Annotated in this window: 18 protein-coding genes; 15 read left to right on the top strand and 3 right to left on the bottom strand. The window is 61.1% G+C overall.

Annotated elements, in window-relative coordinates; genetic code table 11:
* The first annotated feature begins 21 nt into the window (after nt 1–21).
* The 8 genes from tsaD (at nt 22) to ccmI (ending at nt 7,180) form a co-directional block, all read left to right on the top strand.
* Nucleotides 22–1,092 (top strand): tRNA (adenosine(37)-N6)-threonylcarbamoyltransferase complex transferase subunit TsaD, encoded by a 1,071-nt coding sequence (gene tsaD, locus DSHI_RS17295; RefSeq protein WP_012180072.1) that lies wholly within the window; start codon nt 22–24, stop codon nt 1,090–1,092.
* Nucleotides 1,089–2,051: an NAD(P)H-dependent glycerol-3-phosphate dehydrogenase gene (locus DSHI_RS17290; protein WP_012180071.1), complete on the top strand. Its 963-nt coding sequence runs from the start codon at nt 1,089–1,091 to the stop codon at nt 2,049–2,051. Before tsaD ends, DSHI_RS17290 begins: the two co-directional genes overlap by 4 nt.
* 1 nt (nt 2,052) lies before the next feature.
* Nucleotides 2,053–2,325 carry a YciI family protein gene (locus DSHI_RS17285; protein ID WP_012180070.1) on the top strand — a complete coding sequence of 91 codons (273 nt, stop codon included), beginning with the start codon at nt 2,053–2,055 and terminating at the stop codon, nt 2,323–2,325.
* On the top strand, nt 2,325–2,744 hold the full coding sequence (locus DSHI_RS17280) for an EVE domain-containing protein (RefSeq protein ID WP_012180069.1): 420 nt from the start codon (nt 2,325–2,327) through the stop codon (nt 2,742–2,744). Before DSHI_RS17285 ends, DSHI_RS17280 begins: the two co-directional genes overlap by 1 nt.
* Nucleotides 2,745–2,951: 207 nt before the next feature.
* Nucleotides 2,952–4,946, top strand: coding sequence for a heme lyase CcmF/NrfE family subunit (locus DSHI_RS17275; protein WP_012180068.1), 1,995 nt, complete (start codon nt 2,952–2,954; stop codon nt 4,944–4,946).
* Between the two features lie 4 nt (nt 4,947–4,950).
* A complete protein-coding gene (locus DSHI_RS17270) occupies nt 4,951–5,520 on the top strand; it encodes a DsbE family thiol:disulfide interchange protein (protein WP_012180067.1) in 570 nt (189 codons plus the stop codon).
* The gene (locus DSHI_RS17265; RefSeq protein ID WP_012180066.1) at nt 5,517–6,002 is read left to right on the top strand and encodes a cytochrome c-type biogenesis protein; all 486 of its coding nucleotides are present in this window, start codon (nt 5,517–5,519) and stop codon (nt 6,000–6,002) included. Before DSHI_RS17270 ends, DSHI_RS17265 begins: the two co-directional genes overlap by 4 nt.
* Nucleotides 5,999–7,180 carry a c-type cytochrome biogenesis protein CcmI gene (ccmI, locus tag DSHI_RS17260; RefSeq protein WP_012180065.1) on the top strand — a complete coding sequence of 394 codons (1,182 nt, stop codon included), beginning with the start codon at nt 5,999–6,001 and terminating at the stop codon, nt 7,178–7,180. Before DSHI_RS17265 ends, ccmI begins: the two co-directional genes overlap by 4 nt.
* A 2-nt stretch (nt 7,181–7,182) precedes the next feature.
* Here the strand turns inward: ccmI and DSHI_RS17255 are convergent, their stop codons facing one another.
* Together DSHI_RS17255 and DSHI_RS17250 are read right to left on the bottom strand one after the other, a co-directional pair.
* Entirely contained in the window at nt 7,183–9,294 is a 2,112-nt protein-coding gene (locus DSHI_RS17255) for a protein-disulfide reductase DsbD family protein (protein ID WP_012180064.1), read from the bottom strand.
* A 154-nt stretch (nt 9,295–9,448) separates the two neighbouring features.
* Complete coding sequence (locus tag DSHI_RS17250) at nt 9,449–9,997, bottom strand: L,D-transpeptidase (protein ID WP_012180063.1); 549 nt, start codon at nt 9,995–9,997, stop codon at nt 9,449–9,451.
* Nucleotides 9,998–10,256: 259 nt separating this feature from the next.
* On the opposite strand from DSHI_RS17250, the gene DSHI_RS17245 reads away from it, so the two are divergent.
* Entirely contained in the window at nt 10,257–10,979 is a 723-nt protein-coding gene (locus tag DSHI_RS17245; RefSeq protein WP_044029101.1) for a DsbA family protein, read from the top strand.
* A 4-nt stretch (nt 10,980–10,983) separates the two neighbouring features.
* Here the strand turns inward: DSHI_RS17245 and DSHI_RS17240 are convergent, their stop codons facing one another.
* Nucleotides 10,984–11,196: a heavy-metal-associated domain-containing protein gene (locus tag DSHI_RS17240; RefSeq protein WP_044028117.1), complete on the bottom strand. Its 213-nt coding sequence runs from the start codon at nt 11,194–11,196 to the stop codon at nt 10,984–10,986.
* Nucleotides 11,197–11,416: 220 nt separating this feature from the next.
* Between DSHI_RS17240 and DSHI_RS17235 the strand changes: the two genes are divergently transcribed.
* The 6 genes from DSHI_RS17235 to DSHI_RS17205 all read left to right on the top strand — a co-directional run bounded on the left by DSHI_RS17235 (nt 11,417) and on the right by DSHI_RS17205 (nt 18,712).
* Nucleotides 11,417–13,156, top strand: a complete 1,740-nt coding sequence (locus DSHI_RS17235) for an AMP-binding protein (RefSeq protein WP_012180060.1) — start codon at nt 11,417–11,419, stop codon at nt 13,154–13,156.
* A 158-nt stretch (nt 13,157–13,314) separates the two neighbouring features.
* Entirely contained in the window at nt 13,315–14,769 is a 1,455-nt protein-coding gene (locus DSHI_RS17230; protein ID WP_083768407.1) for a M10 family metallopeptidase, read from the top strand.
* 94 nt (nt 14,770–14,863) lie between these two features.
* Nucleotides 14,864–15,631, top strand: coding sequence for a methyltransferase family protein (locus tag DSHI_RS17225; RefSeq protein ID WP_050757859.1), 768 nt, complete (start codon nt 14,864–14,866; stop codon nt 15,629–15,631).
* Nucleotides 15,632–15,644: 13 nt separating this feature from the next.
* Nucleotides 15,645–16,343, top strand: coding sequence for a bifunctional 2-polyprenyl-6-hydroxyphenol methylase/3-demethylubiquinol 3-O-methyltransferase UbiG (gene ubiG, locus DSHI_RS17220; RefSeq protein WP_012180057.1), 699 nt, complete (start codon nt 15,645–15,647; stop codon nt 16,341–16,343).
* Between the two features lie 260 nt (nt 16,344–16,603).
* A protein-coding gene (locus DSHI_RS23145) for an IS630 family transposase (RefSeq protein WP_422703591.1) occupies nt 16,604–17,558 on the top strand; the annotation gives its coding sequence in 2 pieces (ribosomal slippage) (nt 16,604–16,942 and nt 16,944–17,558; 954 coding nt in all).
* A 107-nt stretch (nt 17,559–17,665) separates the two neighbouring features.
* Nucleotides 17,666–18,712 carry a TRAP transporter substrate-binding protein gene (locus DSHI_RS17205; RefSeq protein WP_012180056.1) on the top strand — a complete coding sequence of 349 codons (1,047 nt, stop codon included), beginning with the start codon at nt 17,666–17,668 and terminating at the stop codon, nt 18,710–18,712.
* Nucleotides 18,713–18,760: the final 48 nt, after the last annotated feature.

Raw genomic sequence — 18,760 nt, 5'->3', positions numbered from 1 at the left:
GCGCAACTAAGGCGAGCGGCAATGACCCCCTCTCTGACCGTTTTGGGTATCGAAAGCAGCTGCGATGACACCGCGGCGGCGGTCTTGCGCGGACCCGAGGTGCTGTCTTCGGTCGTTTATGGCCAGACGGCGCTGCATGCGGCTTTCGGTGGCGTCGTGCCCGAGTTGGCCGCACGCGCACATGTCGAGAAGCTGGATATCGCCGTCGCGGCGGCCCTGTCGGAGGCGGTTCTGGCGCTCGATCAGATCGATGTGATCGCGGTGACCGCGGGGCCGGGGCTGATCGGTGGGGTACTGTCGGGCGTCATGTTGGCCAAGGGACTTTCAGCGGCGTCGGGCGTGCCGCTCATCGGGGTGAACCACCTCGCGGGTCATGCGCTGACGCCGCGATTCACCGATGGGCTGGCGTTTCCCTACCTGATGCTGCTGGTCTCTGGGGGTCATTGCCAGTTTCTGCGCGTGGAAGGGCCAGAGGCATTCCATCGCTTGGGCGGCACCATTGATGACGCGCCGGGGGAGGCTTTCGACAAGACTGCCAAGCTCCTCGGCCTGCCACAACCGGGGGGGCCTGCCGTCGAGGCGGAGGCCCGGGCGGGCGATCCCGCGCGTTTTGTCTTCCCACGGCCACTGCTGGACCGGGCTGGGTGCGACATGTCCTTTTCCGGGTTGAAGACGGCCCTTCTGCGGGCTCGGGACGGTCTGGTGTCGGCGGGCGGCGGCCTGACAGCGCAGGATCGGGCCGATCTCTGCGCCGGGTTCCAGGCGGCGATCTGTGACGTACTGGTGGAAAAATCGCGACGCGCCCTGACCCAGTCCGAAGGCGTGACCGGCTTCGCGGTGGCTGGCGGCGTGGCGGCAAATGAGCAGGTTCGGTCCGGCTTGGCCCGGTTGGCTGCGGAACTGGATGCTCCGTTTGTCGCACCGCCGCTGCGGTATTGCACCGATAATGCGGCGATGATCGCCTGGGCTGGGCAGGAGGCGTTCTCTGCTGGTGCGCGCTCTGGTCTGGATCTGTCGGCGCGCCCGCGTTGGCCGCTGGATAACAGCCAGCCTGCGCTCCTGGGTTCAGGCAAGAAGGGCGCCAAGGCGTGACGCAGGCGATCGATGTCATGGGGGCGGGGGCATTTGGATCGGCGCTGGCCATTGCGCTGAGCCGTGATGGCAGTGACGTCACCCTCTGGGCCCGGTCGTCGGAGCAGGTCGCGGCCCTGCGAGAGACTAGAGAGGTCGCACGCCTGCCGGGGGTGATTCTGCCGAAAGAGTTGCGGATTACGTCCGATGCCGGGGCATTGGGCGCGCCGATCCGCCTGCTGGCCATTCCGATGCAGGCTCTGGCACAACATCTGCAATTGTTGCCGGCGCGCGGTGGCACGGCCTTGGTCGCGTGCTGCAAGGGTATCGACCTGTCCACGGGCCTCGGTCCAACGGGGCTGATCGCGCGCGATGCGCCGGGCTGCGTGGCCGCGGTCCTGACGGGGCCGAGCTTCGCCGCGGATATCGCGCGCGGCTTGCCGACGGCGCTGACCCTGGCGTGTGCTGATGCGCAGGCGGGCGCGAAGCTCCAGTCCGCGCTGTCGACCGAGACATTGCGGCTTTACCGCAGCACGGACCCAACCGGGGCGGAATTGGGCGGCGCGCTCAAGAACGTCATCGCGATAGCGGCAGGTATGGTGATCGGGGCGGGCCTCGGCGAGAGCGCGCGTGCGGCCCTGCTGACGCGGGGCTACGTGGAAATGCAGCGCCTCGCTCTCCACATGGGGGCGCGGCCAGAAACCCTGGCGGGCCTGTCGGGGTTTGGGGACATGGTTCTGACGGCCACCTCGGGCCTGTCGCGCAACTTCACTTTCGGCCGCGCCCTTGGAGCCGGCAGCGCCCCATCGCAAGGGGCGACCGTCGAAGGGCGCGCGACGGCCCGCGCTGTGGCCCGAATTGCGGCAGATCAAGGAATCGACATGCCGATTTGCACGATGGTATCCGCGGTATTGGAAAACACACTGACCATAGAGCAGGCAACCGCGGCGCTTCTGGCCCGGGATCTGCGAGAGGAATGACATGCTGATTGCGCTGATTGCCATCGACAAGCCGGGTGCCCTCGAGGTGCGCAAGGCCAATCGCGAGGCCCATGTGGCCTACCTGCAAGACAGTGGCGTGGTGCAACAGGCCGGGCCCTTCTTGTCGAACGAGGGCGAGATGTGCGGCTCGCTCATCATCCTCGATGTCGCCGACATGGAAGCGGCGCAGGCCTTCGCCGCAGGCGATCCCTACGGCAAGGCCGGTCTGTTTCAAAGTGTCGAGTTGCGCGCCTGGAACCGGGTGATCGGCTGATGCGCTATTGGTTGTTCAAGTCCGAACCTTCGGTCTGGTCCTGGGACATGCAGGTGGCCAAGGGCGATGCGGGCGAGGAATGGGATGGCGTGCGCAACTACCAGGCCCGCAATTTCATGCGCGAGATGGCGCTGGGCGATCGCGGCTTTTTCTATCACAGCCAGAAGGACAAGGCGATTGTCGGTACTGTGGAGGTCTGCGCCGAAGCGCACCCCGACAGCACCACCGAGGACGACCGCTGGGATTGCGTCGACATCCGCGCGCTGACGCCCTTGGTGCGGCACGTTACGCTTGACGAGATCAAGTCGGATCCGGCGCTGGGCGAGATGGTTCTGGTGCGCAATGCGCGGCTCTCAGTTCAGCCGGTCACCGAGACGGAGTGGCGCCGCATATGTGAAATGGGCGGAGTGGACCCCTGATCTACGACAAAAGAATGATTTTGGGTGCAGGTTTGTCGCAGCCATGCGGGAATCCATGGCGGGACGGGCGAAGCGTGCTTATTCTGTCAAAAGCGCGGCAACGCGCGGCCTCGCTAAACTGTGACGACCTGTGGCGTTATTCGAGCGCCGCTGGACTTGACGAGAGCGCTCGGAAGGCTTCGGCTGACCCAGCAGGAGGACCGTGACATGATCCCTGAGATTGGCAATTTCGCCCTGATGCTCGCGCTGGCCGCGGCACTGGTGCAAAGCGTGCTTCCCATGGTGGGGGCCGCGCAACGCAATGTTCTGTGGATGCAGTCGGCGGTGACAACCGCACTGATCCAGTGCGGACTTTTGGCGGTCGCGTTCGCGGCGCTGATGCGGTCGTTCATCGTAAGCGACTTCACGGTCGTGAACGTTGTTGCAAACTCCCATTCTCTGAAACCGATGATCTACAAGGTTGCGGCCACCTGGGGGTCCCATGAAGGCTCACTTCTTCTGTGGGTGCTGATTCTGGCGATCTTCGGGGCCGGTGTCGCAGTGCTGGGCAAGAACATCCCTGCCGAGTTGCGCGCACGCACCTTGTCTGTGCAGGCCTGGATCAGCGTCGGCTTCCTGTCCTTCATGATCTTTACATCAAACCCGTTCGATCGCATGTTCCCGGCGCCTTTGAATGGCAATGACCTGAACCCGCTGCTGCAGGATATCGGTCTCGCCCTGCACCCGCCGCTTCTATATCTCGGCTATGTGGGCTTCTCGATCGTGTTCTCCTTCGCGGTCGCGGCGCTGATCGAGGGTCGTGTCGATCCGGCTTGGGCGCGTTGGGTCCGTCCGTGGACACTGGCGGCCTGGGTCAGCCTGACGGGCGGAATCGCGCTTGGCTCCTGGTGGGCGTACTACGAGCTCGGCTGGGGCGGCTGGTGGTTTTGGGACCCGGTGGAAAACGTGTCCTTCATGCCGTGGCTTCTGGGAACTGCCCTGCTGCACTCGGCCATCGTGACCGAGAAACGCGATACATTCAAAAGCTGGACGATCCTGCTGGCGATCCTGACCTTCTCGCTCTCCCTCTTGGGCACGTTCATCGTGCGCTCGGGGCTGCTGACCTCGGTTCATGCCTTCGCGGTCGATCCGGAGCGGGGGGTCTATATCCTCGGGCTGCTCTTCGTCTCCATCGGCGGGTCGCTGGCGCTATATGCTTGGCGGGCACCGCAACTCGAAGGGGGCGGTCTGTTCACCCCGATCTCCCGCGAGGCGGGTCTGCTGATCAACAACCTGCTCTTGGCCACGGCCACGGCGGCGGTTCTGTTCGGTACGCTCTATCCGCTTTTCCTGGAGGCGGTGACCGGCGACAAGATCTCTGTCGGACCGCCCTTCTTCAACGCGAGCTTCATTCCGATCATGCTGCCTCTGGTGTTCATGATGGGAATCGGGCCGTTCCTGAGCTGGAAACGCGCGGACCTGCCCGGGGTTATGTCCCGTCTGAAGTTCGCCATCGGGCTAGGCCTGATTGCTGCTCTCTGGGCCTGGTGGATGGATACTGACGGTCCGGTCCTGGCGATCATCGCCATGGGCGTGGCCGGATGGCTCCTGGTGGCGTCGGCGCGCGAATGGTTGTCTCGCATAAAGGCTGGGGAAGTTCCGCTGGCAGAAAGCCTGCGCCGGGCGAAGAACCTGCCCCGCGCGGCCCATGGCATGACCATCGCCCATATGGGGGTTGCGGTTTTGATCCTCGGCATGGTCGGATCTTCCGCCTGGAAAACGGAACAGATCCTGTTTGCCAGTCCGGGTACCGTGGTCGAGATTGCCGGCTACGAGGTCCGCTTCGACAGGGTCGAGCGTGTCCGCGGTCCGAATTACGTGTCCGACATGGGGACCCTGACTGCGTTTCGCGACGGGGAGCAGGTCGCGGTTCTGCAACCAGAGCGGCGCTGGTACCCGGTGGCCGAAATGCAGACCACCGAGTCCGCCATCAGGTCCACCCTGGCCGGAGACCTCTACGTGACCATTGGCGAGCCGGCGGCGGATCGTGCATCCAACGAATGGACTTTGCGTATCCTTTTCGAACCTTTCGTAAACTTCATCTGGATCGGCACGGTGTTTCTCGTGATCGGCGGCACGTTCTCTCTGACGGATCGCAGGCTGCGGGTCGGGGCACCCAAGAGCGCGGCACGGCCTCCGATCCAGGCCACCCCTGCGGAGTGACTACATGAAACGTGCCCTTTTCGCCTTGCCGGTGGTTCTGGTTCTGATCCTCGGAGGGTTCTTCCTCTGGGGGTTGAACCCCGATCGGGATCCAAACGCGATCCCCTCGGTTCTGATCGATGCCCAGGCACCGGAGTTTGCTTTGGACGGTATCCCGGGTCTGGATACGCCGGGCCTTGCCAAAGCGGATCTTTCGGGCGCCGACAACCCGCTGGTGGTGAATGTCTTCGCGTCCTGGTGTGTGCCCTGTAGGGCAGAGCATGCGGTACTGACCCGCATGGCGCGAGAGGAGAATATCCACCTGCTCGGCATCAATTACAAGGACAAGCCCGAGGATGCGGTGCGCTGGCTCGATGAGCTTGGTAATCCATATGAACGCATCGGTGCGGACCTGACTGGCCGCGTCGGCATCGAATGGGGCATCTCGGGCGTGCCGGAAACCTTTGTGATCGATGCCAACGGGATCGTGGTCTACCGGTTCGTCGGGCCGATCTTGAGCGCCGAGGATGTGCGGGATATGCAGGAGGCCATCGCGCTTGCCCGGTCGCGCAGCGGGGCCGGAGGAACATCATGATCCGCATTCTGACCGTTCTGGCAGCCTGTTTTCTGATGGCGATGCCGGTGCTTGCCGTGCAGCCGGATGAGATCCTGAATGACCCCGTACTGGAAGAACGTGCTCGCGACCTGTCGAAGGATCTGCGCTGCGTGGTGTGTCAGAACGAGAATATCGACAGTTCGCATGCGGGCATGGCGAGAGACCTGCGCATTCTTGTGCGCGAACGGCTGGTCGCGGGCGACAGCGACGAAGAGGTGCTCGATTTCGTGGTGGCGCGCTATGGCGACTACGTCTTGTTCAATCCGCCGTTCAAGCCGTCCACCTATGCCTTGTGGATCGGCCCGTTCGCAGTCATGGCACTGGGGCTGCTGGGAGTTGTTCTGATGCTGACCCGTCGCCCGAAGAAGATCGATGCAAAAGCGCTTGCCCTGAGTGAAGAAGAAGAAAGTGCCGTTGCGGCGATGTTGGCCGAGGACGGCAAGGAAGGACCCAAGGGATGATCTGGGTAATCGGCGGCGTTCTTGCCGCGATTTCGGTGTTGGTGCTTGTCTTGCCGGCGTGGCGCAAGCGTGGCGAAGCTCTCGGTCGCGACGAAAGCGCGATGGAGATTTTCAAGGATCAGTTGTCGGAAGTGGATCGGGACGAGGCACGTAACCTCATTTCCGGCGATGAGGCTACCGCGGCGCGGTCCGAGATCAAGCGCCGGATGCTTGCAATCACGAAACGGCAGGGAAACACTACCAAGGCAAAATCCGCCTCCGGCGGCGTCACGGTTCTGGTGGTTTCAGCCCTGGCGATTCCGGTTCTGGGCTTTGTGCTGTACGGCATGCGCGGAGCACCCGAAATCCCGAGCCAGCCCTTTGCCGAACGTGCCGAGGAACAGAACGAAGCATCCGAGATCGCGCAGTTGGCCGAGACCTTGCGGACCCGGCTGCTGGAGGATCGTACTGGTGGTCCCTCCGATGGCTGGATGCTGCTCGGCCAGACCTATATGCGAATGAACCGCTTTGACGCGGCGGCAGAAGCCTTTGGCAGGGTTGCGGAACGTCCCGATGCCGATAGCGGTGTTCATTCCCAATACGCCGAAGCGCTTATCTCTGCCGAGAACGGGGTTGTGACGCAGACGGCGAGCCGCGCGATCGCGCAGGCCATGCAGCTCGACCCGATGAACCCGGCCGCTGTATATTACCGTGCGCGTGAGCTGGCTCAGGACGGGCTACTGCGCGATGCACGGGCGTCGCTCTTGCTGCGGATTCAGGAAGCCCCGGGATTCGAACCTTGGATGGAGATCTTTCTCGAGACGGCGAACCAGTATGGTGAAGAAATCGGGATCGAAGAGCCCGTGCAGTTGCAGGATTTCGCGCCAATGTTCGCCGGGCGCTCACAGGCATCAACGCCGGGACCCTCGCCCGAAGATGTCGAGGCGGCAGAAGAGATGTCCGGAGAGGATCGAGCGGCTTTCATCCGGTCCATGGTCGACGGGCTGGCCGCACGGCTCGCAGAAGAGCCCGGCGATCTGGAAGGATGGCTGCGGCTCGCGCGGGCTTACACGGTTCTTGGGAACACCGAAGGTGCAACGGAAGCCGCGGACAAGGCGCGCGCTTTGGCAGAAATCCTGCCCTCTGACGACCCTGGCAGATTGGCGACGCAGGCCGAGTTGAACGCACTCGGTCTCTGATCTCAGTCCGCTTGGGCGATCTGGTTCATGCCAGCGCGAAGAAGCGCGTCTTGCACGATGTCTGCCGTCAAAAGTTCAGGCAGCGGCAGGCCCTCTGGAGCAGCGGGCCCGTAGACGACGTTGAAGGGAATGCCGAAGCGTCCAAAGCTTTCGAGATAGGCTGAGATACTCTCGTCCGGTCTGGTCCAGTCGGCACGCATGGCCGTCACAGCCTCTGACGCGAGCAAACCGGCAACCGGCTCCCGGTCCAGTACCAACGCCTTGTTCGCCTTGCAGGTCAGGCACCAGTCCGCGGTGACATCGACAAAGACAATCTCACCAGCCGCGACGCGTTTGGGGATATCGCTGCGCTCGAATGCGATCCACTCGGCGTCGAGCTTTGCATTCATCGCAGTATCTGGTGTGCTCGTGGACATGGGCAGGAAGAACGCTGCAATGACGGTGGCGAGCACCAGCCCCACGCGTGTTCTTCCCACTCCGCGCGCCACGGGTGACAGAAGTAGAACCAAAACCGCAAGCAGGGCAGCGACCCACAGGAGGGCTGCGGACCCGGCCACACCGCCGAGCACCCAGAGTAGCCATGCCGCGGTCAGGATCAAAAGGCCTGCGAGCACCGCCTTCACGAGTAGCATCCAGCGCCCCGGCTTCGGAAGATATCTGACTAACCCGGGTGCGGCGGCGACAAGGAGATAGGGCAGGGCCAGGCCGATCCCGAGGGCGGTGAAGATCACGACGATATCGATAGGGCGTCCGGCCATCGCGAATGCGATGGCAGTCCCGAGGAACGGTGCAGAGCAAGGCGTCGCCAGCACTGCCGCGAACGCCCCGGTGGCGAAGTCGCCAGTGTATCCGGAGCCCTTGTCCGAGGACATCCGTGTCATCCAGCTTTGTGGCAGGGATATTTCGAACAAACCGGCCAGATTCGCGGCAAAGACCGTCAGAATCAGCAGCATGGCCGTCAGGAAGTAGGGGTTCTGAAATTGCAGGCCCCATCCCACCGAAAGCCCCATCGCACGTGCCCCAAGGGTGCCGGCCGCCAGAAGCCACATAAAGGCCAGTACGCCCGCCGCAGACATCAGAAAGCCCCCGCGTACCCTGGCGGCGGATTGGTCCGCGGCCTTCAGCGCTGAGGCGAACTTGATCGACAGGACAGGCAGCACGCATGGCATCACGTTTAGGATCAGCCCGCCGATCACGGCGATGAGCGCAATCCATAGCAGTTCGGAAACTGCCGTCATTTCGGCCTGTGGCTCAAAAGGCGGAGCGGGCACCTGGGATACGAGGGGAACCTCTGGAAGGTCCACGGCCATTCCGTCATCGGTCAATGTCAGGCGCAGTGGCATGTCGCTGCTGACAGGGTCGGACAAAACAGGCAGCCGGGCCCACATGGTATCGCCCTCGGGATCGATCCGAACATCCGGAGCCCCGAAGGCAGTATACTCGCCCATCTCGGGGAAAATGTCAGGTGACTGCCAGCCACCCCGCCGGGAAAACGCAACGACGAGGGCCGCGCCATCATCGGCCAGTGCTGCGGCTTCGAGCGTGACACCATAGAGATCTGCCGGCTCCGGAACGAGCGCGGCGGCCGAGGCGATCAGGTTTGCGGAGGCCGCATCCACCCCCGTGCCGGTCCCGAGGTCCAGATCGAGTGCGAACTCCTCTGGTACACAGATTTCCGCACAAACGAGAATACTGACGTTGGCCGACAGTTTTGCCGGTGCGCCCGGGTCTTCGAGCGTCACTTTGAGCGGAAAATTGACCTCATCGGCATAACCGAAATTCTCGATGCCGAAGGCGCGAAACCGTGTTGGCGCTGGATAGAGAAGTTCGACCGATGCTATATTTTCCGAGCCTTCCCATGAGATTTCCGGAGGCAGGCCTACTTCGCCTGGCGACCTCCAATAGGTCTTCCAGGAGTCCTCCAGCGTGATTGCGAGGGCTGCTGAAATTGACTGGGCATTCGGCGCGACCGCGTCTTCGGCTGTCACGAGGCGTGCGGTCGATATTGCCGAAACATGCGGCTCGGACTCAGCCGCCTGCCCTGGCAGCGCATATGCGAGCCAGAGACATGTGAGCGCGAGCGCGTGAAGCGCGCACCTTGCCAAAGTTGTCATGAGACCGTTGTCTCCCGTCACCAAGCAATCCTGAACGCTGGATCAGTCTTTACATAGTATGCCCCCGTACGCTGCGCGAGAGGGCACACTGACCCGGTGTGCGGGCGCGCAGGCACAACCGCAAGAAAACTCTGGTCACGTCAGCGCGAGATGCTCAGAGAACGGTAACGAGCGTGCCGCGTGGAACCCGGTCATAGAGGTCTATGACATGCTCGTTGACCATGCGGATACAGCCGTTTGAGACCGATCGCCCGATCGACCAAGGCTCTGTCGTCCCGTGGATGCGGAAGTAGGTGTCCACGTTGCCTTGATAAAGATACAGCGCTCGTGCGCCCAGCGGGTTGTTCGGCCCTCCCGGGACCCCATCAGCGAACCGTTCGTACTTGTGCGGTTCCCGTTCGATCATCTCGTCGGTGGGTCGCCAGTTGGGCCAGACCGCCTTGCGCTTGATCGTGGCATTGCCCTTGAACTCGAGCCCTGCCTTGCCCACGCCGACGCCATAGCGCAGGGCCTTCTGTTCGGGTTGCACCCAATAGAGATAATGCGCCTGTGGTACGACGATGATTTGCCCAGCCTGAAAAGGGTAACGAAGTGGGACGACGGTGGGTTCAAAGCGCGGATCGAGTTGGAACTTACGTTGCGCAATGGCCGGTGTGGCCAGGGTCGCAAGACCCATGGTGAGAAACTGTCTTTTCGAAATCATACTCGTGCTCCATCCTTGGCCGATCCATCACCGCATCGCTGGTCGGGCGTTTTCACCTTATCAACTCTGATACCAATGTTTCGTTAGCAACCGGATATTGATTCTCCGTTCACAAAAGCGCGAGTTGCGGGCTTGCTCGCCCGGAATGTGGCCTTCTGGTCGCGGCGGCTTGCTCGGGCGCTTTGACGGCGGGCGGCAGTTCGGACATGGTGAGCGGGATATGAAGGGGCCGGCTACATGGTCCGAATTGGAGACAGAGATGAAGCATTGGGTCTACGTCGCGGCCATTGGCGCCAGCCTGGCATCCCCGGTTGCCGCGCAGGAGCTGAGCGAAGAACGGATCAAGGAGTTGGCGCTGGAAGCCATTCTTGAAAACCCGCAAATCGTCATGGATGCGGTGGCGATCCTGCGAGAGCGCGAAGCTGAAGCGCAGGTCGCCAGTGCGGCGGAAACTCTCGCCAATCAACGCGATTTGCTGGAGCGCGATGAAAACGCGCCTGTTCTGGGTAATCCCGATGGCGACGTGACCGTGATTGAGTTCTTCGACTACAATTGTCCATACTGCCGTCGCGCGAAGCCGACGATCGAGGGGCTGATCGCTGCGGACCCGAATGTCCGGGTGGTTTTCCGTGAATTCCCGATTCTCGGTGACGACTCCGTTCTGGCGGCACGCGCGGCCCTCGCAGCCCGTGCCCAAGGCATGTACGAGGAATTTCACTGGGCGCTCATGGCATTGTCGGGGCGCATAAACGAAGCGCAGATCATGCAGACAGCAGATGATCTTGGCCTCGATGTCGCCCAGCTTGAGGCGGACATGCAGTCAGATGCCGTGACAATGCATATCGAGACGTCACTGAGCCTCGCGCAGTCGCTTGGAATTTCGGGAACACCGTCTTTCGTGGTTGGCGAGACAATCTTGCCCGGGCTCGTCGACCAGGCGCGGCTCGAAGAGTTGGTGGCGCAGGAGCGCTCCGACGGTTGACGGATCAGGCGGAGGTTTGCTGCGCCACGTTCGCGGCAAACCCTGCTTGGCTGAGGACCGACAGCACCATCGCGGTGGAGGCTGCCGTTTCCACGCATATGGTGCGGGCATCAAGGTCTGTCTGAATCTCCGCATCCGGGTCCAGCTTGGTGAGCGCCTGCTCGATTGACTGGCGGCAATGCGGACAACTCATTTCAGGAACTGCGAATTTTATCATCAAGGTCTCCTTGCAAATCAACTCTGAAGCGCGTCTGACAACTCTTCAAGGTGCGCATCGCCGCAGTGCAGTATCAGCCATGTCGAAAGAATAGGCCTGCTGTTTTATCCCGCAAGGGTATCCGCGATGCGCCGTTTCACCAGGCGCTTGCCTTCCCCAAGTCGACAAGAGGCCCTAAGTTTCGGAGACGAGGCATCGCACGGTTGCGGGGGAGGACTGGATGGCACTCGAAGATGAGGGGCATAGTGGCACGCAACTGGGTGTCGCCCCAACCAACGGGTCATCACATGTGCTGGGTGCGCAAGAGCCGCCCCTTCTGGAGCTTACCATTCCTGAGCTTCTGGTGCAGACCGCGGCCCGTTTCCCAAACCATGTTGCCGCGATTTTCGAGGCGCAAGGGATCCGATGGACCTACCGCGACCTGATACGGGAGGTCGATGCGCTGGCCGGTGGGCTTTTGCAGCTCGGGCTCAAGCCCGGTGACCGGGTCGGGGTCTGGGCACCCAACTGTGCCGAGTGGTTGCTGGCGCAGTTCGCCACGGCACGGCTGGGCATCATCTTGGTCAATGTGAACCCGGCCTACCGGCCCTTCGAGTTGTCCTACGCCCTGAAGAAGACAGGATGCACCGCGCTGATCCTCGCAGCACAGTTCAAGAATTCGGATTACGTCGCCATGCTGTCGGAAGTGGTCCCGGAGATTGCGGCCTCCGATCCTGGTGCGCTGCACGCGGCCGAATTGCCGGACCTTCGTGCCGTGATCGTGACCGAGGCCGAGGCGCCGGACGGCATGATCGCTTTTCCCGATCTGATCGCCAAGGGTCGCGCCGTTGTCGCGAAGGATCTGGATGCAATCACGCGCAAACTGGATTGCCACGATCCGATCAATATCCAGTTCACGTCCGGGACGACAGGGTTGCCCAAGGGTGCAACGCTCACCCATCGGAATATTGTCAATAACGCTGCTTCGGTCACGTCCGCCATAAAGCTGATAGAGCAAGACATGCTCTGCATTCCGGTGCCGTTCTATCATTGCTTCGGGATGGTCATGGGGACGCTCGGCTGCGTCACCAAGGGGGCTGCGATCGTGGTCCCCGGGCCCGGGTTCGATCCAATCACTACATTGGACACGGTGTCGAAGCATCGCTGTACGGCTCTCTACGGTGTGCCGACCATGTTTGTGGGTATGCTGGAGCATCCGCGATTTGCGGAGTACGACCTGTCATCGCTGCGCACGGGCATCATGGCAGGCGCGCCCTGTCCGATCGAGATCATGCGCCAGGTTCAATCCCGCATGCACATGAGCGAAGTGACCATAGCCTATGGAATGACGGAGACATCGCCCGTGTCCTTTCAGTCCGCCACAGACGATCCGGTACAGAAACGGGTGTCTTCCGTCGGTCGCATTCAGCCGCATGTGGAAGTGAAGATCGTCGATGAGGATAGCGTCGTCGTTCCGGTGGGTGCACAAGGTGAGCTTCTCACCCGCGGTTACAGTGTCATGCAAGGATACTGGGACGAGCCGGACAAGACCGCCGAGGCGATAGATGCCGACGGATGGATGCATACGGGCGATCTGGCGACGTTGGATGTGGACGGGTTCTGCAAGATCACCGGACGGGTCAAGGACATGATCGTACGCGGTGGGGAAAACGTCTATCCGCGTGAAATCGAAGAATTCCTCTACACCCACCCGGCGATCAGTCAGGTTCAGGTGTTCGGCATCCCGGACCAGAAGTTCGGCGAGATCGTGGTGGCCTGGCTGGTGGCCAAGCCGGGGGCAGACCCGACCGAAGCCGAGATCCTCGACTTCTGTCGCGACAGCATCGCGCATTTCAAGGTTCCGGCCATGGTGCGCTTCAAGAACAGCTTGCCAATGACCGTAACGGGCAAGCCACAGAAGTTCATCATGCGCGCGCAGATGGTCGAGGAACTTGGCCTCGAGGAAATCGAAACGGCGTGACTCCGACGTTCGCCCATCGGCGGAACCGTTAAGCGGCCGGAAACCTCTTCAAGTCATTTTTAATCGCACGAACGGTGTCGGGCTCATTAGAGCCGCAGCCAAGCCACATTCTCGGATCACCGTAACTCGGGAGACCATTCTCCTGAGGCTGGCGACCCATGAACGCGGCCCACGCGGGGCGTGGCTCTTACGCGACACCACTGGAAAACCCCCGCGCCTCTTTGAGGGTGCGCGAGCAGAACGACCCGGAGCAGCCAATGTGCACGATTTGCCAATCCATGAACCCCAACAGGGATCGGTTCGATTACCACGAAGCTCCTTTTCCTTCTTTGTTTTCAGGCGACCGGATCGCAGCCAACCTTCCCACATTCACCGTTGATCAGGTCGCCGACCAGCTCAAGAGCGGGTTTTTCAAATCACGGGAAGCCTCCTGGGACGTGGAGCCCGGTGGGGAGGCTATCGACGTGGACATCTCGCGCCTGACGGAAAAGGGTCAGTTTTACGCAGAACTTGCACTCGATGCATGGACGATGACCACGGGCATCGAATTCAACATCACCGAGCTGGAAATCTTCGCCTTTGGCTTCACCAGATCAGGGATCATTTTCGATGACACCGACTCCGGAGCCTACGCTCAGCCGATCGTGAATTCCGAGAACGAGATCTACACTGCGCGGATCAATATCTCGCAGGACTGGATCCGGAACGATGGGGAAACGATAGACAACTACTCGTTCCAGACATTCATCCACGAAATTGGTCATGCCCTCGGGCTGGAACATGCGGGCAATTACAACGGTAACGCAAAATACAGCACCGACGCGCTCTATACCAATGACAGCTGGCAGATGTCGATCATGTCGTATTTCAGCCAGACCGATAATGCGTCGATCGACGCAAGTTTCGCCTACGTGGTCACGCCAATGATCGCGGATATCACGGCGGTTCAGCAGTTGTATGGCGTCGCGGGTGATTTGCGACCTGGCAATACGATCTATGGCCAGCCGACGACACAAGGTGGCAGCCTGATGTCCATGGCCGACGGCTACTATGAAGACTTCGGCGATACCAGCAGACCGATCACCTATACCATCATCGACGACGGCGGATTTGACGCAATCAATTTCAGTGATGTCACTGCGGATCAGAATATCAATCTCAATGGGGGCGCGGTCAGCGATGTCAACGGCCTTAAGGGCAACCTGGTGATTTTCTCCACGACCGTTATCGAATACGTGGTTTCCGGCTCTGGCAACGACACTCTGACCGGCAACGGTGCCAACAATCATTTCTTTGCAGGCGATGGCAGGGATACGATCTTCGGTGGTGACGGAGACGACATTCTGGAAGGGCAGGGTGGCATCGACATCCTCACGGGCGGGGCGGGGCGCGATGGATTCGTCTTGTCCGGGACGGGTTTCGACGGTCTTGATATCGTCACCGACTTTACCGATGGAGAAGATCTTCTGTTCTTCGCGGCGGCGGACAGCTTTTCCGATATTTCGGTCAGTGAGCGCGCAACTGGCACGGTCGTGGGGTTCAACGGCGAATTTGCCATCCTCCTCGGTGTATCGTCCAATCAGATCTCCGCGGACGATTTCGTCTTCGGATAACCAACGCCGCATTCTCATATCGAGGGCCTGCTGAGGTGGGCCTTTTTTGTCGCATCGGGTCGACAGGCTTCGCCCTTGTCCTAGCTCGCGGCCTATGAATGCAGACACCGATCATTCCTTGCGACGCCGCGGAACTGCCCTGCTCTATGGTGCTGCATGCCATGGCATTTTCGCGCTTGCAGGTCTTGCAATGCTTGTTGGCCTGTTCACTGGTATGCAGTCCGGGTTCGGTGCAGTGCCGCAGCCCTGGGCCTGGGGGGCAAACCTTTTGCTTCTTGTGCAGTTTCCGCTGGCGCACTCCTTTCTGCTGAGCGCCCGAGGGCAGTCGCTTCTTGCGCGGCTTGCGCCTTGGGGTTACGGCAAGCCGCTGGCGACAACCACCTACGCCACCATCGCATCGTTGCAACTCCTTGCGCTGTTTACGCTCTGGACGCCGTCCGAGACAATTCTTTGGCGCGCCGAGGGAATGGTGTTCTGGCTCATGTGCCTCGCCTATGCGGCCAGTTGGCTGTTGCTGACAAAGGCCTCCTTCGATGCCGGACCCTCAGTTCAATCGGGCGCCTTGGGCTGGATGGCGCTGCTGCGCGGGCGCAAGCCGGTGTTTCCGGACATGCCTGAGACCGGTCTCTTCCGGGTGGTGCGTCAGCCGATCTACGTCTCTTTCGCGCTCACACTTTGGTGCGTGCCGGTCTGGACCCCGGATCAGATCCTCGTGGCGACCCTGTACACCGCCTATTGCGTTATCGCTCCGCGTTTCAAGGAGGAGCGCTTCAGCCGCTTATATGGCGATCGTTTCCGGGCTTATCGGGCCCGTGTGCCCTACTGGGTCCCGCACCTGAGCCGGCGAAAAGGAGATGCCTGATGGGGGCGGCTATATGCGCAACGATCTGACGATCTATGACAGTGAGGCCGATCGGTGGTGGTCCGACGATGTCCGCTGGGTCCGAACCTTGAAGAACATGGTGCCTGGACGCTTGGACTATTTCGATCGGTTCATAGATTGGCAGGGGAAGCAGGTGCTCGATCTTGGCTGTGCCGGAGGGTTCATGGCCGAGGCTCTGGAGGCGCGGGGCGCCCGGGTAACCGGGATCGATCCTGCCGCCAAGGCCATCGCCGCGGCACGGTCTCATGCTGCAGCTACCGGCCGTGATATCCGCTATGATATTGGTGCGGGAGAAGACCTGCCCTATGGGACGGGCTGTTTCGATGCCGTGGTTTGTGTCGATGTGCTGGAGCATGTGCGCGACCTGGACCAGGTTGTGGCCGAGGTTGCGCGGGTGCTGAAGCCCGGCGGGTTGTTCCTGTTCGATACGATCAACCGCAACCCACTGTCTCGGCTTGCGGTGATTACCTTGGCCGAGGATGTGCTTGGGCTTTTGCCCAAGGGAACCCACGACCCTGACATGTTCATCAAACCGGCAGAACTGCGCGCAGCCCTCGAAGCGCAGGGTTTCGCCGTTGGCAAGTTCACCGGCCTGGGTCCCAGGGGATTGACCCGTCGCGGGGACTTCACCTTCGGGCGACTACCCGGTACGGCGATCATCTACATGGGAACGGCCCGCCTTCCGGCCTGACCAGCACGCTGCAGAGGCTACCGAGAATCGAGATTTGTGGCATTCCGCCTCCACGGCTACCTGCGTAGTATTGGGTAGATATGGCAATCTGGTGTGATCAAACCGTAATTTTCTTACTGTTTTCAGTGGGATAATTTTTGGTAATTGCGGGTTGCTTTGCTCAGCGATTTTTTAGAGCATGTCGCCTCTGACCAGATTCAGGATTCCCCTGATGTTGTTCCTATGATTCCATGTCTTTCAGGCAGATATGGAGGTCAGAGATGGGCAAAGCGCATCCTGTTGAGTTGCGTGAACGTGCCGTGCGGCTTGTCGAGCAGGGCAACACGCACACAGAGGCGGCTCGGCGGCTGTGCGTGTCGATCAAGTTCGTCAACGACATGGTGCGGCTCAAGCGCGAGACCGGCTCGCTCGCGCCGAAACCTCAGGGCAATCCCGGGCGCGGCAAACTGACCAGCGTCAAAGGCTGGGTGGAGAGCCGGATCACGGCGCAACCCGATCTGACGATTGACGAGTTGACCGCGGAACTGGCCGCGAAACACGGGGTGAAGGTTCATCGCTCGTCGGTCGGTCGGCTGCTGCTCAGGCTCGGGCTGTCACACAAAAAAAGACCTGCAAGCCCTTGAGCAGAAGCGTCAGGACGTGGCCGATCTGCGCCGCATATGGATCGGCAAACGCCAGCCCTTCATGGCCAGACATCTGGAAAGGCTGGCTTTCATCGACGAGACATCGCTCAAGACGAACATGGCCAAGACCACCGGCTGGGCCCCGCGCGGGCAACGCCTGGTCGATCACGCGCCGTTCGGGCATTGGCGCACCCAGACCTTCATCGGTGCCCTGCGCCATGATCGCCTCGATGCCCCGTGGGTGATCGATGGCGCAATGAACGGCGAGTTGTTCGACCTCTATATCGAGACCCAGCTGGTGCCGACCTTGGGTCCGGGCGACGTGGTCATCCTCGACAACTTGTCGAGCCATAAGAGCCCCGGCGCAGCCAAGGCCATGCGAGATATCGGCGCGTGGTTCCTGTTCCTGCCGCCCTACAGTCCCGACCTCAACCCGATCGAGATGGCCTTCTCAAAGCTCAAGGTCCTGATCCGAAAGGCTGCAGCCCGAACCTACCATGAACTTTGGCAGGCTGTCGGTCATGTGTGCGACCTCTTCACCGACGAGGAATGCTACAACTTCTTCAAGGCCGCAGGATATAAAACCGATTAAACGCGACACGCTCTAAATGCTCTGCGCACGCTTGCGACGGTTTGGTGTTGCAAAAAGTGGTAAAAAAGTCTTACCAAAGTACGTGGGATACCTAGGGAGGGAAATCCATGAAAATTAAAACAATGGCAGCGGTAAGCTGCCTGAGCCTTGCCGCGTCGGGTGCATCGGCACAAGAAGTGTTCGAAATGACGTCGGCGTTCGGGAAGAACCTGCCGGTGCTGGGCACCGCGGCGGTCAACTTCGTCGAAAAGATCAACGGCATTTCGGAAGGCGTGGAGTTCGAGCATTTCGATCCAGGCGAGCTTGTGCCGGTTCTCGAAGCGCTTGACGCCGTGTCCAGCGGTTCGGTCGATGCTGCCTACACGACCTCTGGTTATTGGCAGGGCAAGATGGCCGCTGCTGGCCTCTTCGCGGCCGTGCCGTTCGGCCCCGAGCCCGGCGAGATGCTGGCCTGGATGCTCTACGACGACGGCCTGACGTTGATGCGCGAGATGTACGAGACCAACGGGTACAACGTGCATGTAATGCCCTGCGGGATCTACGCGCCCGAAACCTCCGGCTGGTTCAAGGAAGAGATCAACTCGATCGAGGACCTTCAGGGCCTCAACATGCGCTTCTTTGGTCTCGGCGCCGAGGTCATGCAGAAACTGGGTGTGTCCACCTCGCTGTTGGCCGGCGGTGATATCTTCCCGGCGTTGGAGCGCGGCGCAATCGACGCGACCGAATTCTCCATGCCCATCGTGGACGCGCGGCTCGGCTTCTACAACATCGCCAAGTTCAACTACTTCCCCGGCTGGCACCAGCCGTCGACCGTGTTCGAGCTTCTTGTGAACAAGGACCGTTGGGAAGAGCTGGATGAGCGGTCCCAGAAACAGATCGAGATCGCCTGCATGGCGAACGTCACCGACAACTTTGCCGAAGGTGAAGCTGTGAACTTCCCTGCCATGATCGACAACGTCGAGAATCGCGGCGTAACCATCAAGCAGTGGACCCCTGAACAGTTGCGTGCATTCGAAGCCGCATGGCTCGAAGTGGCGGCGGAACTGGCGGAAAGCGACGAGATGTTCGCCAAAGCCTGGGCGGATCTGCAGGAATTCCGCGAGGGCTATGCCCTGTGGGGTAACAACATCAACCTGCCGCGTCCCTGGAACTGAGGCAGATCACATGATCTGAGCCGGAGCGACGTAGGCCGTCGCTCCGGC

Source organism: Dinoroseobacter shibae DFL 12 = DSM 16493 (assembly GCF_000018145.1).
GTDB lineage: Bacteria > Pseudomonadota > Alphaproteobacteria > Rhodobacterales > Rhodobacteraceae > Dinoroseobacter > Dinoroseobacter shibae.
This window is presented reverse-complemented; position numbering and strand designations above follow the sequence as displayed.

Bases quoted from the DNA above. Each gene is read 5' to 3' on its own strand.
- tsaD (WP_012180072.1), top strand. From the start codon at position 22: ATGACCCCCTCTCTGACCGTTTTGGGTATCGAAAGCAGCTGCGATGAC.
- DSHI_RS17285 (WP_012180070.1), top strand. From the start codon at position 2,053: ATGCTGATTGCGCTGATTGCCATCGACAAGCCGGGTGCCCTCGAGGTG.
- DSHI_RS17280 (WP_012180069.1), top strand. From the start codon at position 2,325: ATGCGCTATTGGTTGTTCAAGTCCGAACCTTCGGTCTGGTCCTGGGAC.
- DSHI_RS17275 (WP_012180068.1), top strand. From the start codon at position 2,952: ATGATCCCTGAGATTGGCAATTTCGCCCTGATGCTCGCGCTGGCCGCG.
- DSHI_RS17270 (WP_012180067.1), top strand. From the start codon at position 4,951: ATGAAACGTGCCCTTTTCGCCTTGCCGGTGGTTCTGGTTCTGATCCTC.
- DSHI_RS17265 (WP_012180066.1), top strand. From the start codon at position 5,517: ATGATCCGCATTCTGACCGTTCTGGCAGCCTGTTTTCTGATGGCGATG.
- ccmI (WP_012180065.1), top strand. From the start codon at position 5,999: ATGATCTGGGTAATCGGCGGCGTTCTTGCCGCGATTTCGGTGTTGGTG.
- DSHI_RS17255 (WP_012180064.1), bottom strand. From the start codon at position 9,294: ATGACAACTTTGGCAAGGTGCGCGCTTCACGCGCTCGCGCTCACATGT.
- DSHI_RS17250 (WP_012180063.1), bottom strand. From the start codon at position 9,997: ATGATTTCGAAAAGACAGTTTCTCACCATGGGTCTTGCGACCCTGGCC.
- DSHI_RS17245 (WP_044029101.1), top strand. From the start codon at position 10,257: ATGAAGCATTGGGTCTACGTCGCGGCCATTGGCGCCAGCCTGGCATCC.
- DSHI_RS17240 (WP_044028117.1), bottom strand. From the start codon at position 11,196: ATGATAAAATTCGCAGTTCCTGAAATGAGTTGTCCGCATTGCCGCCAG.
- DSHI_RS17235 (WP_012180060.1), top strand. From the start codon at position 11,417: ATGGCACTCGAAGATGAGGGGCATAGTGGCACGCAACTGGGTGTCGCC.
- DSHI_RS17230 (WP_083768407.1), top strand. From the start codon at position 13,315: ATGAACGCGGCCCACGCGGGGCGTGGCTCTTACGCGACACCACTGGAA.
- DSHI_RS17225 (WP_050757859.1), top strand. From the start codon at position 14,864: ATGAATGCAGACACCGATCATTCCTTGCGACGCCGCGGAACTGCCCTG.
- ubiG (WP_012180057.1), top strand. From the start codon at position 15,645: ATGCGCAACGATCTGACGATCTATGACAGTGAGGCCGATCGGTGGTGG.
- DSHI_RS17205 (WP_012180056.1), top strand. From the start codon at position 17,666: ATGAAAATTAAAACAATGGCAGCGGTAAGCTGCCTGAGCCTTGCCGCG.